Below are 13,977 nucleotides of genomic sequence, written 5' to 3'. Positions count from 1 at the left end.
TGATGCTTGGCGCGCGCGCGCATAAACCGTCGGGGCTGCTGGCGGGTCGTCGTATGCTGTCGGTAGGGAAGGCCCGCTTGCGTACCCTGCCCATCTGGCTGTACGAGGCCATCCGGGCCACACGGGCCGATGGCGTAACCGCCTATGCTTGTACCAGTCTGGCGATGACCCGGTCCGCCGGCCTTGCCATCGCGCTGGGGGCGCGCCCGATCTTTCATAGCAGGTTGTTGCCGCTCCGGGCGTCTCATGTTGTCGGCTGGGGGCGCCGCTGGTCCGGCCTGCGCGCCACACGGCTTGCCGCCGGAACGGCGACGACTGCATGGCTGGTCGAGGACGGGTTTGTGCGATCCGTCGGCCGTTTCGATACCAGCCTGTCCTATCTGATCGACAGGCAAGGGGTCCATTACGACGCCGATCACCCCTCCGATTTCGAAGATCTTGCCAAGCTGCCGCTGACAGCCGCCGCCCGGTCACGCGCGCGGAACGTCGCACGTGTCTGGCGCCGTCTGGACATATCGAAATACAATGATCAGCGCGACGGCGCGATGGACTTTGGCGTGCCTTATGTTCTGGTCATCGATCAGACCTTCGGCGATGCCTCGATCGCTTATGGCCGGGCGGATGCGCAAAGTTTCCAGCAAATGCTTGCGGCTGCGTTGGACGAAAACCCCGATCACCTCGTGGTGGTCAAGACGCATCCCGACACGGCAAGCCGCAAACGCAAAGGGTATTTCGATATCCGCGCCCTGCAGCGTCACGACCGGATCCGCCTGATCACCGCCCCGTGCCATCCCGTCGGGCTGATCGTGCGGGCCGCAGCGGTCTATACTGTCACATCGCAAATCGGCTTCGAGGCGCTGATCCGGCAAAAGCGGGTCCGCACATTCGGCATGCCGTTCTATGCAGGGTGGGGCCTGACCGACGATGCCTTGGCCCCCCCCGTGCGGCGACAGCCGATCAGCCTTGATCAGCTTGTGTATGCCGCGTTGATTGCCTATCCGCGCTATGTCGATCCCATGCGAAAACAGCGGTGCGAGGCCGAGCAGGCGCTGGCGCATGTCGGATTGCAACGGCGCCACCGCACCGCCTTGCCGCCCGATGTGCAAGCATTGGGGTTTTCGCGCTGGAAACGCCGTTTTGTTGCGCGCTTTCTGCAAGGGTCGCAGGTCGTTTTCAGAAACAAACCACCAGCGAAACCGCAGGCCGTAGCGCTGTGGGGCAGCGCGGCGCCGCCGTCGTTGCCGGCGGACACGGCGGTCATCCGACTGGAGGACGGGTTCCTGCGGTCATCCGGTCTGGGCGCGGATCTCGTGCAGCCGCTGTCTTTGGTGGTCGACGACATCGGCATTTACTATGATGCAACGCGCCCGTCGCGGCTCGAACAGATGCTGTCCACACAGGTCCTGACCGACCCAGACCGCAGCCGCGCGCGCGCCCTGCGCCAAAAGCTCGTCGCGCTTGATGTCACGAAATACAATCTGGGCCGGGCGTTCCGGGCTCGGTCTGCCACCGGCCGGCAGGTGCTGCTGGTGATCGGACAGGTCGAAACCGATGCCTCGATCAGGTTCGGGTCGCCCGAAATCACCAGCAACATCGCGCTGTTGCGCCGTGTACGGGCCGAAAACCCATGCGCCTGGATCGTCTACAAGCCGCATCCGGACGTGCTGGCAGGTCTGCGCCGGCAGGGCGTGGACGAAGACAGCGCAGCTACCATCGCCGATGAAACCGTCACGGACCCGGTGTCGCTGAACAGCTTGCTGTCAGGCGTGGATGAAGTTCACACGATGACGTCGCTTCTGGGTTTCGAGGCGTTGATCCGCGGCAAAACGGTGATCTGCCACGGACTGCCGTTCTATGCCGGGTGGGGATTGACGCGGGACCGGCTGACCTGCACCCGCCGCACAGGCCGACCGACCCTTGACGAATTGGTCTATGCGACGCTGATCGCCTATCCGCGGTATTTCAGCCATGACCACCGTTGCTTCATCGAACCCGAGGATGCCGTCGACCAGCTTGTCCGTTTGGCGGCCGCCGGCCCCACCACACGGCGTTGGTACCGAAAACTGATGCGGGCAGGCCTCTTGGGTTGGCTGCGCCTTGTGGGGTCACAACGATGACCGCATCGTCCATCGACCAAAAAACCGCAGGGACCGGGCAGGTGTTGGCGCTGAACGCGGCTGGCGCCGCTGACGTTGCCACAATGCGCCCGCAGAAAAGGCGGCGCAGCAGGCTCTGGGCATCTTTCGTGGTCTGCGTTCTTGTGCCGGTGTTGATGGCAAGCGTGTATTACGCCGCCATCGCGACCGACCGTTATGCCGCCAGGGCCGGGTTTTCCATCCGCGGGATCGACACGGGCGCAGGCAGCGACGGGATAGGTGCCTTGACCGGCCTTGCCTCTGCGGGGTCCACGACATCCGATTCCTACATTGTTCTCAGCTACCTAGGCAGCCGCGCCTTGCTCGAGGCTGTGGATGCGCAGCTTGACCTGCGCGGGGCTTTTTCCAGCCCCGATGTCGATCTCTTGTCGCGCCTGCCGAACGACGCCAGCATCGAGGATTTCCTGATCTATTGGAATCGCGGTATCCGGACGCAATTCGACCCGACTTCGGGCATCATAGAATTCGAGGTGCGGGCACCCGATGCCGCCCACGCCCGCGATATCGCGGCGGCCGTGCTGACCTTGACACAGACGCTGGTCAATGACTTGTCCGCGCATGCCCGCAACGACGCGCTGCGCTTTGCCCGCGCAGAGGTTGCCCTGCAAGAAGCGCGGTTACGGGCGGCGCTTGCCGCGATCCGCAGCTTCAGGTCATCCGAGCAATCGGTCGATCCTTCCGCCAGTGCGGCACTGGACATCGAATTGATCGCCAGCCTTGAAGCGCGGCTGATCGACGTGAATGCGCGGATGTCGGCCCTGCGCCAGACCCTTGACGAAAACGCGCCAAGCCTTGTCGCTCTGCAACGCAATGCCGATGCGTTGATCGCCCAGATCGCCGCCAGGCGCGCCGCGATCGGGGCGGCACCGCCGGGTTCGGGGGGGGGGGGCGATGTGACCCGACAACTTGCCCGCTACGAAGAACTGGAGGTCGAACGCGGCCTTGCGCAGCAGGGCTATGCATCCGCGCTGGTGTCTCTGGAACAGGCGCGCCGCGACGCGGACCGGCAACAACGCTATCTGGCGATCCACCTGCGCCCGCAAGCCGCTGAATCTGCGCAATATCCGCGCAGCATGCGCAATGTGCTGATCCTTGCTTTCGCGCTAGTCGCGGCCTGGGGGATCGGCACATTGCTGACCTATTCAGTCCGGGACCATCTGACGTGACGCTGGTCAGCACCATCGACCTTCTGTCCTTGCAGGCCCGTGTGATCGCCAGCCTCGTGCTGCGAGAGACGCGCGCCACCTTCGGCACGTCAGCCTTTGGCTATGTCTGGGCCGTGATCACGCCAACGGCCAGTGTCGGTCTTCTGGTGTTTTTGTTTTCGATCATCGGACGGCAGCCGCCTTTTGGATCGAGCCTGGCGCTATTCTTCGCGACCGGCATCCTGACCTTGCAGTTCTTCACGGAATTTTCGACCAAGTTGATGACGGTGTTCGATGCCAATCGCGCGCTGCTGACTTATCCGGTCATCAAGGATATCGATACCTTGATCGCCCGTGTGCTGCTGATCGCGGCAACTTATGCGGTGATCACGACGCTGTTCTATACGTCGTTGATCCTTCTCGGACAGGCGCGGCTGCCGGCGCATCCGGGGCATTTGCTGCTTGCGTTCGTATCGACCGCGCTTCTCGGTTTCGGGTTTGGGACATTGAATGCGGTCATCGTCTCATTGTGGGATACATGGGCGCAGATCGAAAAGGTGCTGACGCGCCCGCTCTTTTTCATCTCGGGTATCTTTTATGTCCCGAGCCATCTGCCGCCGCAAGCGCGCGAGCTGCTGCAATGGAACCCTGTACTACATCTCGTGGAATGGATGCGCCATGGATTTTACCCCAATTACAATTCGTCGGTGCTGAACCCCTGGTATCCCGTCGCGGTCGGGGCGGGGCTCCTGTTTTTGGGGCTGGCGGGGGAACGCCTGTTCCGGCGGAGGCGATTCTAGATGCTTGTCTTCGACCATGTCAGCAAAGCCTACAAGATGAAGGGCGTGACAAAGACGATCCTGACGGACTTTTCGTTCCGGTTCATGGCCGACCGCAATGTCGCGATCATGGGGCGCAACGGCGCAGGCAAATCGACACTGATGCGGCTGATGGCGGGGATCGAGCCGCCGGACCTTGGCCATGTCTACCGCACGTCACGTGTCTCTTGGCCACTGGGCTTTTCAGGGGGGTTCAACGGCAGCATGACCGGGTTGGAAAACATCCGCTTCGTGTCGCGCATCTATGGGCAGGATACCGAACGCGTCATCGCCTATGTCACCGAATTTGCAGAACTCGGCAAATCCCTGCGGTTACCGATCAAGACCTATTCCAGCGGCATGAAAGCCCGTCTTGCCTTTGGCCTGAGCATGGCGATCGATTTCAACATCTACCTCATCGACGAAATCACGGCCGTCGGCGACGAGGATTTCAAAAAGAAAAGCAAGGCCGTGTTTCAGGACAAGTTGTCAAAAAGCCAGATCATCATGATTTCCCACTCGCCGACCACGATCAGGGATTACTGCGAGTGCGGCCTGCTGCTGGACGGGGCCAGCATCCGGTTCTACGACCGGGTCGACGACTTGCTCGAAGCCTATACCGATCTGACCCGGCGCTGATCCGGCATCAGACAACCGCAGGCTCTGCCATGCGCAATCCGACCTCCTGGGTTTGCAGACCCTCTGTGGATATCCTGCAAAGCTGGTTGCAGGGCAAAGCGGTCCAGCGTTCGGTCACGCCGCAAAGTGGCTCTGACGCAACAGCACGGCCACCGTTGTCCAGCACGCCGGACAGGTACAGCGTCGGGCTGGAACCGCTTGATGCATGCCGGAACGCAAAAAGCGATTGCCCGTCCGAAAACACGCAGGTCAACTTGACCGGCCCATTGTCTCCCTCGGGCCCGATATCGCGCAAGGTTGCTGCGATGGCGGCGGCCGGATCGGTGTCCAGCCCATGCGCCTGCAGCGTCAGAAAGATCATCTCGCTGTCGGTGGTGCCGCGCCGTGCATCGAACAGGGCATCCGGCAGCGCAGCCATCATCCGCCGCTTGATCTGGCCGAAATGGGGGATCTGGCCGTTGTGGCAGAACGACCAGCGGCCCAGCGCGAAAGGATGGCAATTCGCGCGGCTCGTCTCGCCCACGGTCGAGGCGCGGATATGCGCGATGAACAGATGTGACCGCACCATCCGGCAGAGGTTGGTCAGGTTGTCATCCGCCCATGCGGGCAGCACGTCCCGGTAAAGACCGGGCCGGTCATCCTGCCCATACCAACTGATCCCGAAACCGTCACCATTCACAGCCAGCTTGGCCTCGTTCGCGTGCTGGCTTTGCGTCAGCAGCGAATGGCGTGGCCGCACGATGATGTTTTCCAGCGGAATGGCCGGCCCAGTATAGGCGGCGATGCGACACATCAGTGCCGGTCCGTGATCCGGGCGTGCAACCGCTTGAGAATGCGGCTGGCCGTCGTCTCGCACAGCGCGGGGATGAAGGCGTGGATTAGCGCGGCAGCCGCAGCAACCCCCAGCCAGAACGCGAACCCCAAGGCAAAGCGCATGTGTCCGAAATAGGTTTCGTTCACGCTGGCCGGATGATCGAGGAACAATGTGGCGACCAGATTGCTGCGGGTGGAATCCTGGGATGTATCTGACATTGGAACCTCTGTTGGTGGCATTTCGACCACCCTAGCCAAGGTCATGCCGAATCCGGTCCCAAAAATAGCTGTGTTATAAGAATTTATTGGGATATCATCCCGAGCATGGCAAATATCATCGACGAAACAGACCGCCGTATCCTGCAATTGCTGCAAACCGACGCCAGCCTGTCGGTCGATGACGTCAGCGCCGCCGTGCATCTGTCGCGCAATGCCTGCTGGCGGCGGATCAAGGCGCTGGAAGCGGCGGGCGTGATCCGCGCCCGCGTTGCTCTGGTCGATGCCGCCAAGGTCGGCGTGCCGCTGATGGCGATGGTCCTGATCCGCACCAATGCGCATGACGCGCAATGGATGGACAAATTCCAGACCGCCCTGCGCAGCCTGCCCGAGGTCGTGGGCGCCTACCGGATGACAGGCGATCTGGATTACGTGCTGCGCGTGCGCGTGGCCGATGTGCCTGCCTATGACGCGTTCTACAAACGGCTGACCGCGCGTATTTCCGTGTCCGACATCTCCGCCAGTTTCGTGATGGAAGAGATCAAGGAAACAACAGCGGTCCCCTTATAGCCTATGACAAAAAGTGACCATCTGACCGGGTGACAGGCACATGCAAATCGGTTAAGCGAGACCAAATCACCAACGAAGGAGCCGACGATGGCCAATAACGACCACGAGCATGGCAAGATGGACATCTCCGAACAGGAAAAGACCTTTAACGGGTTTGTCAGCATGTCCGCCAAAGGTGCCGCCATCTGCATCGGCCTGTTGATCTTTCTGGCCCTCGTGAACGCCTGATTTCGCGTGCAGCGTCGTTTTTTCCTGATCGGTGCGCCTTTGGCGCTGTCTGCCTGTGCAGGCCAAGAAATCTGGGCCTCCGAAGATGTCGTGTCGCGCGCCATCTTCCGCGACCCCGACAACAGCTACCTGACGCTTTACACGATGAAGAATAACGGGTCCGGCAACGGGGCCCATTCCTCGCTGCTGATCAACGCAAGCCAGCGTGTGATGTTCGATCCGGCAGGGTCTTTCGTGCAAAACCGGATGCCCGAACGCAACGACGTATTGTTCGGCGTGACCCCGGAACTGGAACGGTTCTACGTCAGCTACCACGCCCGCGTGACCTATTATGTCGTCGGCCAAAAGGTGCCGGTTTCGCCCGAGGTTGCCGAACGCGCGCTGCAACTGGCACTGGCGAATGGTGCCGTGCCGCAAGCGCATTGCGCGCGCGCGACCTCGCGGTTGTTGGGCCAATTGCCGGGCTTTGATGGGATCAGCCAGACGTGGTGGCCGAACCGCCTGTCGGATGATTTCGCGAAACTGCCCGGCGTCGAAACCCGCGAATACCGCGAAGACGACACCGACGACAAGGCCGTCGCAGCAGCCCGGATCAACGCCGCCCTCACCGAATAGCGAACACCCACAGCGCCAGATACAATGTGCCGATCCCCGCGCCGATCCCCCAGATCGCGCTGCGTGTCCGGATTCCGACAGCCACGGTCACGATGGCCGCGATCATTCGCGCGGGGTCCGGCACGCCACCTGTCGCCGCAGGCCACAGCACAAGCGGTGCCACCATCCCCGGCAACACCGCCACCGGCGTGAACCGCAGAAGCTTCAGCACAATGGGCGGCATCGGCCTGTCCCCGATCAGCCCCAGAAACGAAAACCGGATCAGGAAGGTCCCAACCCCGAGAATCGCGATGATCAGCCAGATTTCGAATGTGGAATAGGTCATGCCTTGCGCCTTTCGATCCAGGTTTCGACCAGCGCACCAGTCACCATTGCCGCCCCCGCCGCGATCAGCAATCCGGTGCCGGACGGCAGGCCGACCAAGGCCAGCGCCACGATCATCGACACAGCCGCCGCCGCCACATGGGCCAACGATTTCAGCATCGGCGACACCATCGCGAGGAACATGATCGGCACGATGAAATCAAGCGCCCAAGCCTCGGGGATGGCGGACCCGACCATGATCCCGACCAGCGTCATGATAAACCAAAGTGGCGTGATCGGGGTCGCCACACCAAGGAAATAGGACACACGGTCCTGCACACTCATCTCGGGGCGCGCCTCGTAGCGGGCGACCGAGGTGATATAGGTCTGGTCGAAATTCAGATAGGCCACCAATGCGCGTTTCCACAAAGGCGCCGCCCCCAGATAGGGCACAAGCGACGCCGAATACATCGCCATCCGCAGATTGACGGCCAGTGCCGCCAGCAGCACAAAGGCGATGCCCGCATCTTCCATCATCATCTGTACGGCGGCGAATTGCGCAGCCCCCGCGATGACCAGCACGGTGAACCCCATCGCCTGCGCCACCGTCAGCCCGGCATCGGTCGCCACCACGCCAAACAGCGTGGCGAACGGCACGGCCATCAGAATGAACGGGCTGCCGTCGCGAACACCCGCCCAATAGGCGGATTTCGCAGGTGCTTTGACGGTAGAAGTTGTCATGGCTTTGGCCTAGCTTGGCTGTGGTGCGGCAGGCTTAAACCCGCAGAATGGAAATGACAATTGGCACGGCTTGATGATCTCTCGTCCTATCTGATCGCGCCTGACCCGGCTGCCGACCGGCTGACGCGCGCCGTCACCGGCACCGACCAGACAGGCGCGCCCATCGCCCTGCGCGTGATCGAGGAACGGCCGCTGACAATTTACCTGAACGCTCAGGAAATCGTCACCGCCATGACGATCGGCGATTACCCGCAATATCTCGCGCTGGGGTTCCTGCGCAATCAGGGGATGCTGCGCGACGACGACACCGTGACCGGCATCGACCATGACGAGGAATTAGAAACCGTGGTCGTGCGCACCGCATCGCAGACGACCTATGAAGATAAGCTGCGCAAGAAAACCCGCACCAGTGGCTGCGCAATAGGCACCGTCTTTGGCGACATGATGGAAGGGCTGGCCGATGTCACCCTGCCCGACATGGCCCTGCGCACCTCGGACCTCTATGCGCTCGCCGCCACGATCAACCGGACGCCCTCGCTCTACCTCGAGGCGGGCGCCATCCACGGCACGGTGCTCTGCCAAGGCGACCGACCGCTCGTCTATATGGAGGATGTGGGCCGCCACAACGCCGTCGACAAGATCGCAGGCTGGATGCTGCACCACGGCGTGACAGCAGGTGACAAGCTGCTCTACACCACCGGCAGGCTCACCTCCGAAATGGTGATCAAGACCGCGCTCATGGGCATTCCCGCGCTGGCCTCGCGCTCGGGCTTCACCGCATGGGGGGTAGAAATCGCGCAACAGGTCGGGTTGACACTGATCGGGCGGATGAAAGGCCAGCGCTTCGTCTGTCTGGCGGGCGAACACCGCCTGATCCGCGACGCCGATCCCAGCCTGATCCCGGATGAACCCGCGCGCATGGGGCGCAAGGCCGCACCATGATTCGTCGCGCTTCTTATTTCCAAAAATACTCCCGCCGGAGGCTCCCAAACCATCACCATATGCAGGTGGCGCGGTGAACGCGCCTTTGGGGGTGATCCTTGCGGGTGGCCTGGCCAGGCGCATGGGCGGCGGCGACAAAGGGCTTTTACCCCTGGGCTCCGGCACGATCCTCGGGTCCGTGATCGACCGGCTGCACCCGCAAGTCGCCGGGCTTGCGCTGAATGCAAACGGCGATCCGGTCCGTTTCGCAGACCTCGGCCTGCCCGTGATCGCGGACAGCGTCGCAGGCTTCGCCGGGCCTTTGTCGGGCGTGCTGGCCGGTCTCGACTGGGCGGCGGCGCAGGGGGCCACCCATATCGTCACCGCCGCCGCCGACACGCCGTTCCTGCCTTGCGATCTGGTGCCGCGCCTGCAACTGGCGGGCGGCGATATGGGGCTCGCGCTGGCGGCAAGCCCGGGTGGCAGGCAGCCGACCTTCGGTCTCTGGCCTGTCGCGCTGCGCGATGACCTGCGCGCGGCCTTGCAGGACGGGCTGCGCAAGGTCGTGCTCTGGACCGAAAGGCATGGCGCGGGCACGGCGGAATTCCCCGATGATCTGGCCTTTTTCAACGTCAACACGCCCGATGATCTGGCCCGCGCGCAGGCGATGCTATGAAGGTCTACGGCATCGTCGGTTACAAGAACGCAGGCAAGACCGGGCTGATGGAACGGCTGGTAAGTGACATCACGGCACGCGGGTTCAGCGTTTCGACCCTGAAACACGCACACCACACGTTCGACGTGGACCAGCCGGGCAAGGATTCCTTTCGCCACCGGCAGGCGGGGGCTAGCCAGGTCTTGCTGGCCTCGGGCGACCGCTGGGCGCTAATGACCGAATTGCGCGGTGCGGATGAACCACCGCTTGCCGATCTCTTGCGCCTGTTGTCGCCCGTCGATCTGGTGCTTGTCGAAGGCTACAAACGCGACGCCCACCCCAAGGTCGAAGCCTTCCGCGCCGCCACCGGCAACCCGCTGATAGCACCTGACGACCCGACCGTGCGCGCGGTGGCCAGCGACACTCCCCTGACACTCGACCGGCCTGCTTTCGATCTCAACGACACCCGCGCCATCGCCGATTTCATCCTGTCCGAGGTTGGCCTTTGATGTGGGACACTGTGCTGATCGTCGATTGGTCAGGCGGCAATGACCGCGGCGCCAGCCCCAAGAAAGACGCGATCTGGACAGGTGTGGCCCGCGCAGGCGTGGCCGAGGACCCCGTCTATCACCGCAACCGCCAACTGGCCGAGGACTGGATCACGCACTTCCTGACGACGGAACGCAATGCCGGACGGCGCGTGCTGGCGGGGTTCGATTTCGCCTTCGGCTATCCGGCGGGGTTCGGGAAGGTGCTGACCGGATCGGACGATCCTTTTGCGATCTGGGACTGGTTCGCCGCGCGCGTGCAGGACAGCCCCAACGCCAACAACCGTTTCGATCTGGCGGGCCGGATCAACGCGCTTTTCCCCGGGATCGGGCCGTTCTGGGGCAACGGGCTGGCCCGCGACATTCCCGACCTGCCGCGCAAGGGGCTGGCGCGGCACGGGCACGGGATGCCCGAAAAACGCACCGCCGAACAAAATGCCAAGGGGGCCTTTCCGGTCTGGCAACTCTCTGGCGCGGGGGCTGTCGGCAGTCAGGTCATCATGGGGCTGCCCGTGCTGGCGCGGCTGCGGCACCGCTTTGGTGCAGAGTTTGCCGTCTGGCCGTTCGAACCGCTGACGCCGCCGATTGCGCTGGTCGAGGTCTGGCCCTCGCTTATCGCCAAGACCATCGCCGCGACCTGCCCGCCGGATGCGATCAAGGACGCGCATCAGGTGCGGGTTCTGGCGCGCGCGCTCTCGGCGCTGGCACCTGACGATCTGGCGCGCATGCTTGCCGTGCCCGCAAATGCCGAAGGGTCGATCCTCGGGCTCGGCCATGTGCCGCTGCTGGAACAGGCGGCCCGTGCGCCCGTTCTGCGCAACGATTGCTTTGCCCTCCCGCAAGGGGTGCATTGGACGCCGGTGGATCAGGCGCTGGCCCACCTGCGTCACCATCTGCGCCCTGTGGCCGAGGTTGAAACCCGGCCGCTGGCGGATGCATCAGGGCGGTATCTGGCGCAGGATGCCACCGCCTTGCGCGCGCATCCTCCCAGCCCCAATGCGGCTGTTGACGGCTATGGCTTCGCCGGACCGGCAGGCACCGGCACGCAATCCTTGACGCTGGTGCAAGGGCGCGCCGCCGCTGGCCAGCCATTCGCCGGCACCGTCCCTGCAGGCCACGCCATTCGCATCCTGACCGGCGCGATCCTGCCGCTGGGCGTGGATACTGTCGTGATGCAGGAAGACGTGCAGGCGACGGACACCGCCATCACCTTTCAAGGCCCGCTGAAACGCGGCGCCAACGCGCGCGCGGCGGGCGAGGATATGACCGCAGGCCAGACCATCGCACGGCAAGGGCGCAGGCTGACGCCCGCCGATCTGGGCATGTGCGCGGCGGTTGGTATCGGAACGGTCCACGTCTATCGCCCCCTGCGGGTTGGCATTTTGTCCACAGGCGATGAATTGCGCGAACCGGGCAGTCAGGCCGCAGAGGGACAGATTTTCGATGCCAACCGCCCGATGCTGACCGCCCTCGTGCGGCAATGGGGCCACGATGCTGTCGATCTGGGCCGCGCGCCCGATGACCGCGACGCCTTGCGCGCAATCCTCGATCAGGGGGCCGCGACCTGCGACGTGATCCTGACCTCGGGCGGGGCCTCTGCGGGGGATGAGGATCATATGTCCGCAATGCTGGCGGGCACCGGGACACTCGCACTTTGGCGGGTGGCGATGAAACCGGGGCGGCCGCTTGCCATGGGCGTTTGGGGCGGCAGGCCGGTGCTTGGCCTGCCCGGCAATCCGGTCGCAGCGATGGTCTGTGCGCTGGTCTTTGCGCATCCGGCACTGGCCCTGATGGCCGGCGGCGACTGGCCGGAACCGCAGGGGTTCATGGTGCCCGCCGCCTTTGCCAAGTCCAAAAAGGCAGGGCGGCGCGAATACCTGCGCGCGCGCATCAGGGACGGCAAGGCCGAGGTCTTTGCCTCCGAAGGATCAGGCCGGGTCAGCGGGTTGGCATGGGCCGAAGGGCTGGTGGTTCTGCCGGACGCGGCGATGAATATCTCTCCCGGCGATCCTGTCACCTATATCCCGTTTGGTAGCTACACATGAAGATCACCGTCGGCATTCCCGATGCGAACCGTGCCGAAGTCGCCGCGCTCTACTGGGAGGCGTTCGGCGAAAAGCTGGGTTTCGTCATGGGGCCGAAATACCGCGCGCTTGTGTTTATCACGCAGGTCCTGCGGTCTGATCACGGCATCTGCGCACATGATCTGAATGGCCGTTTGCTGGGCGTCGCCGGTTTCAAGACGCATCACGGCGCGCTGGTCAGTGGTAGTTTCACCGACCTGCGGCGGGTTTACGGCTATGTCGGCGCGGCGGTGCGGATGGGCCTTTTGTCGGCGCTGGAACGGGACACCGACAATGACCGTTTCCTGATGGACGGGATTTTCGTGGCCCCCGAATATCGCGGGCGCGGCGTGGGCACCGCGCTGCTGAACGCGATCACGGCAGAGGCCAAGACGCGTGGCTACCGGCAGGTGCGTCTGGACGTGATCGACACGAATCCGCGGGCGCGGGCGCTATATCTGCACCAAGGCTTCGTCGAAATGCAGACGCATAAACTGGGGCTCTGGCGGCATGTTTTTGGCTTCAATGCCGCCACGACCATGGTGCGCGACATCTATCCCGACCCGATCAGCACGCCTGCTGCAAAGACCAAGGCACCGCCCAGAACCACCTGAAAGATCGCCCGCCCCCATGGCGTTTGCATGTATTTGTTCTGAATCCACGCGATCGCCCACAGCTCGACGACGACGACGATCAGCGAGACGGTGGTCGCGGTCCAGAAATCCGCGATCAGGTAGGGCAGCGCATGACCCAACCCGCCGAGCGTCGTCATCACACCTGCCGCCAGCCCGCGTTTATAGGGCGACCCCCGGCCCGAGATCTTTCCGTCGTCCGACGCAGCCTCGGTGAATCCCATCGAGATCCCCGCGCCGACCGACGCTGCCAGTCCGACAAGGAATGTCGTCCATGTGTCCTGCGTCGCGAAGGCGACCGCGAAAATGGGCGCGAGTGTGGAGACAGAGCCATCCATCAACCCCGCCAGCCCCGGTTGCACCCATGTCAGCACGAATTGCCGATAAGCGGCGGATTCCTCTGTCGACCTGACATCGTCATCCAGATATGTGGCGGTCAAGGTTGCGGCCTTGTCGGAATGTCCGGCCTCTGCTGCGGCCAGATCGCCCAGCAGTTTGCGGGTGGCCGCATCGCGCGCCTTGGCCGCGGCAAGTTCATAAAACCGCTGGGCGTCGCGTTCCATCCGTGCCGCTTCGTCGCGGATGCGCTCAAGGCTCAGGTTTTCGACCAGCCAGACCGGACGACGGGCATAAAAACCTGCAACATGTTCGCGGCGGATCAGGGGAATGACGTCCCCGAATCGCGCGATATGCAGGTCGATCAGGCGACGGCGATGTTCGTTCTCTTCAGCGGCCATGCCGTCAAAGACGCCCGCCGATGCGGGATACTCCGCGCGCAGTTTATCGGCGTAGGACCTGTAGATCCGCGCATCATCTTCTTCGGACGAAATTGCGAGTGCCAGAATTTCCTGTTCCGACAAATCGTTAAAGCGGCGGCGTTCGGCAAAACCCGGAATCATCTGAGGCCCTCGAAT

General features: G+C 63.3%; 17 protein-coding genes. 12 read left to right on the top strand and 5 right to left on the bottom strand.

Translation table 11 applies throughout. The features are described 5' to 3' along the window. Positions 1-77: 77 nt before the first annotated feature. Genes H147_RS19210 through H147_RS0101425 form a run of 4 tightly spaced genes read left to right on the top strand, consistent with a single transcriptional unit; the run spans position 78 to position 4,758 of the window. The gene (locus H147_RS19210) at positions 78-2,117 is read left to right on the top strand and encodes a capsule polysaccharide biogenesis protein (RefSeq protein ID WP_162561613.1); all 2,040 of its coding nucleotides are present in this window, start codon (positions 78-80) and stop codon (positions 2,115-2,117) included. After that, entirely contained in the window at positions 2,114-3,322 is a 1,209-nt protein-coding gene (locus tag H147_RS19205; RefSeq protein WP_019953551.1) for a KpsE/RkpR family capsule polysaccharide export protein, read from the top strand. Before H147_RS19210 ends, H147_RS19205 begins: the two co-directional genes overlap by 4 nt. Beyond that, a complete protein-coding gene (locus tag H147_RS0101430) occupies positions 3,319-4,101 on the top strand; it encodes an ABC transporter permease (protein ID WP_019953550.1) in 783 nt (260 codons plus the stop codon). The genes H147_RS19205 and H147_RS0101430 overlap by 4 nt, the downstream gene beginning before the upstream one ends. Then, complete coding sequence (locus H147_RS0101425) at positions 4,102-4,758, top strand: ABC transporter ATP-binding protein (protein ID WP_019953549.1); 657 nt, start codon at positions 4,102-4,104, stop codon at positions 4,756-4,758. A gap of 7 nt (positions 4,759-4,765) precedes the next feature. On the opposite strand, the gene H147_RS19200 is transcribed toward H147_RS0101425, so the two are convergent. Together H147_RS19200 and H147_RS0101415 are read right to left on the bottom strand one after the other, a co-directional pair. Further along, complete coding sequence (locus H147_RS19200) at positions 4,766-5,551, bottom strand: class II glutamine amidotransferase (RefSeq protein WP_019953548.1); 786 nt, start codon at positions 5,549-5,551, stop codon at positions 4,766-4,768. After that, entirely contained in the window at positions 5,551-5,790 is a 240-nt protein-coding gene (locus tag H147_RS0101415; RefSeq protein ID WP_019953547.1) for a DUF6356 family protein, read from the bottom strand. Before H147_RS0101415 ends, H147_RS19200 begins: the two co-directional genes overlap by 1 nt. Positions 5,791-5,895: 105 nt before the next feature. Between H147_RS0101415 and H147_RS0101410 the strand changes: the two genes are divergently transcribed. From H147_RS0101410 to H147_RS0101400, 3 genes are all read left to right on the top strand, one after another. Beyond that, positions 5,896-6,357 carry an Lrp/AsnC family transcriptional regulator gene (locus H147_RS0101410; protein ID WP_019953546.1) on the top strand — a complete coding sequence of 154 codons (462 nt, stop codon included), beginning with the start codon at positions 5,896-5,898 and terminating at the stop codon, positions 6,355-6,357. 87 nt (positions 6,358-6,444) lie between these two features. Next, positions 6,445-6,585, top strand: coding sequence for an aa3-type cytochrome c oxidase subunit IV (locus tag H147_RS20455; protein ID WP_019953545.1), 141 nt, complete (start codon positions 6,445-6,447; stop codon positions 6,583-6,585). Positions 6,586-6,591: 6 nt separating this feature from the next. Beyond that, positions 6,592-7,200 carry a hypothetical protein gene (locus H147_RS0101400; protein WP_019953544.1) on the top strand — a complete coding sequence of 203 codons (609 nt, stop codon included), beginning with the start codon at positions 6,592-6,594 and terminating at the stop codon, positions 7,198-7,200. On the opposite strand, the gene H147_RS0101395 is transcribed toward H147_RS0101400, so the two are convergent. Further along, positions 7,190-7,525, bottom strand: coding sequence for a branched-chain amino acid transport AzlD family protein (locus H147_RS0101395; protein ID WP_019953543.1), 336 nt, complete (start codon positions 7,523-7,525; stop codon positions 7,190-7,192). The genes H147_RS0101400 and H147_RS0101395 overlap by 11 nt on opposite strands. After that, complete coding sequence (locus H147_RS0101390; RefSeq protein ID WP_019953542.1) at positions 7,522-8,244, bottom strand: AzlC family ABC transporter permease; 723 nt, start codon at positions 8,242-8,244, stop codon at positions 7,522-7,524. The genes H147_RS0101395 and H147_RS0101390 overlap by 4 nt, the downstream gene beginning before the upstream one ends. Positions 8,245-8,304: 60 nt before the next feature. Between H147_RS0101390 and H147_RS0101385 the strand changes: the two genes are divergently transcribed. The 5 genes from H147_RS0101385 (at position 8,305) to H147_RS0101365 (ending at position 13,045) form a co-directional block, all read left to right on the top strand. Continuing rightward, a complete protein-coding gene (locus tag H147_RS0101385; RefSeq protein ID WP_019953541.1) occupies positions 8,305-9,186 on the top strand; it encodes a formate dehydrogenase accessory sulfurtransferase FdhD in 882 nt (293 codons plus the stop codon). Positions 9,187-9,259: 73 nt separating this feature from the next. Beyond that, a complete protein-coding gene (gene mobA, locus H147_RS0101380) occupies positions 9,260-9,841 on the top strand; it encodes a molybdenum cofactor guanylyltransferase MobA (RefSeq protein ID WP_019953540.1) in 582 nt (193 codons plus the stop codon). Continuing rightward, positions 9,838-10,329 (top strand): molybdopterin-guanine dinucleotide biosynthesis protein B, encoded by a 492-nt coding sequence (gene mobB, locus H147_RS0101375; RefSeq protein ID WP_019953539.1) that lies wholly within the window; start codon positions 9,838-9,840, stop codon positions 10,327-10,329. Before mobA ends, mobB begins: the two co-directional genes overlap by 4 nt. Further along, the gene (locus H147_RS0101370; RefSeq protein WP_019953538.1) at positions 10,329-12,413 is read left to right on the top strand and encodes a molybdenum cofactor synthesis domain-containing protein; all 2,085 of its coding nucleotides are present in this window, start codon (positions 10,329-10,331) and stop codon (positions 12,411-12,413) included. The genes mobB and H147_RS0101370 overlap by 1 nt, the downstream gene beginning before the upstream one ends. After that, positions 12,410-13,045, top strand: coding sequence for a GNAT family N-acetyltransferase (locus tag H147_RS0101365; protein ID WP_019953537.1), 636 nt, complete (start codon positions 12,410-12,412; stop codon positions 13,043-13,045). The genes H147_RS0101370 and H147_RS0101365 overlap by 4 nt, the downstream gene beginning before the upstream one ends. Here the strand turns inward: H147_RS0101365 and mbfA are convergent. Next, the gene (gene mbfA, locus H147_RS0101360; RefSeq protein ID WP_019953536.1) at positions 12,985-13,962 is read right to left on the bottom strand and encodes an iron exporter MbfA; all 978 of its coding nucleotides are present in this window, start codon (positions 13,960-13,962) and stop codon (positions 12,985-12,987) included. The genes H147_RS0101365 and mbfA overlap by 61 nt on opposite strands. Between the last annotated feature and the right edge of the window lie 15 nt (positions 13,963-13,977).

The sequence above is a fragment of the Yoonia vestfoldensis DSM 16212 genome (genome assembly GCF_000382265.1).
In the GTDB taxonomy this organism is placed as follows: Bacteria; Pseudomonadota; Alphaproteobacteria; order Rhodobacterales; family Rhodobacteraceae; genus Yoonia; species Yoonia vestfoldensis.
This window is presented reverse-complemented; position numbering and strand designations above follow the sequence as displayed.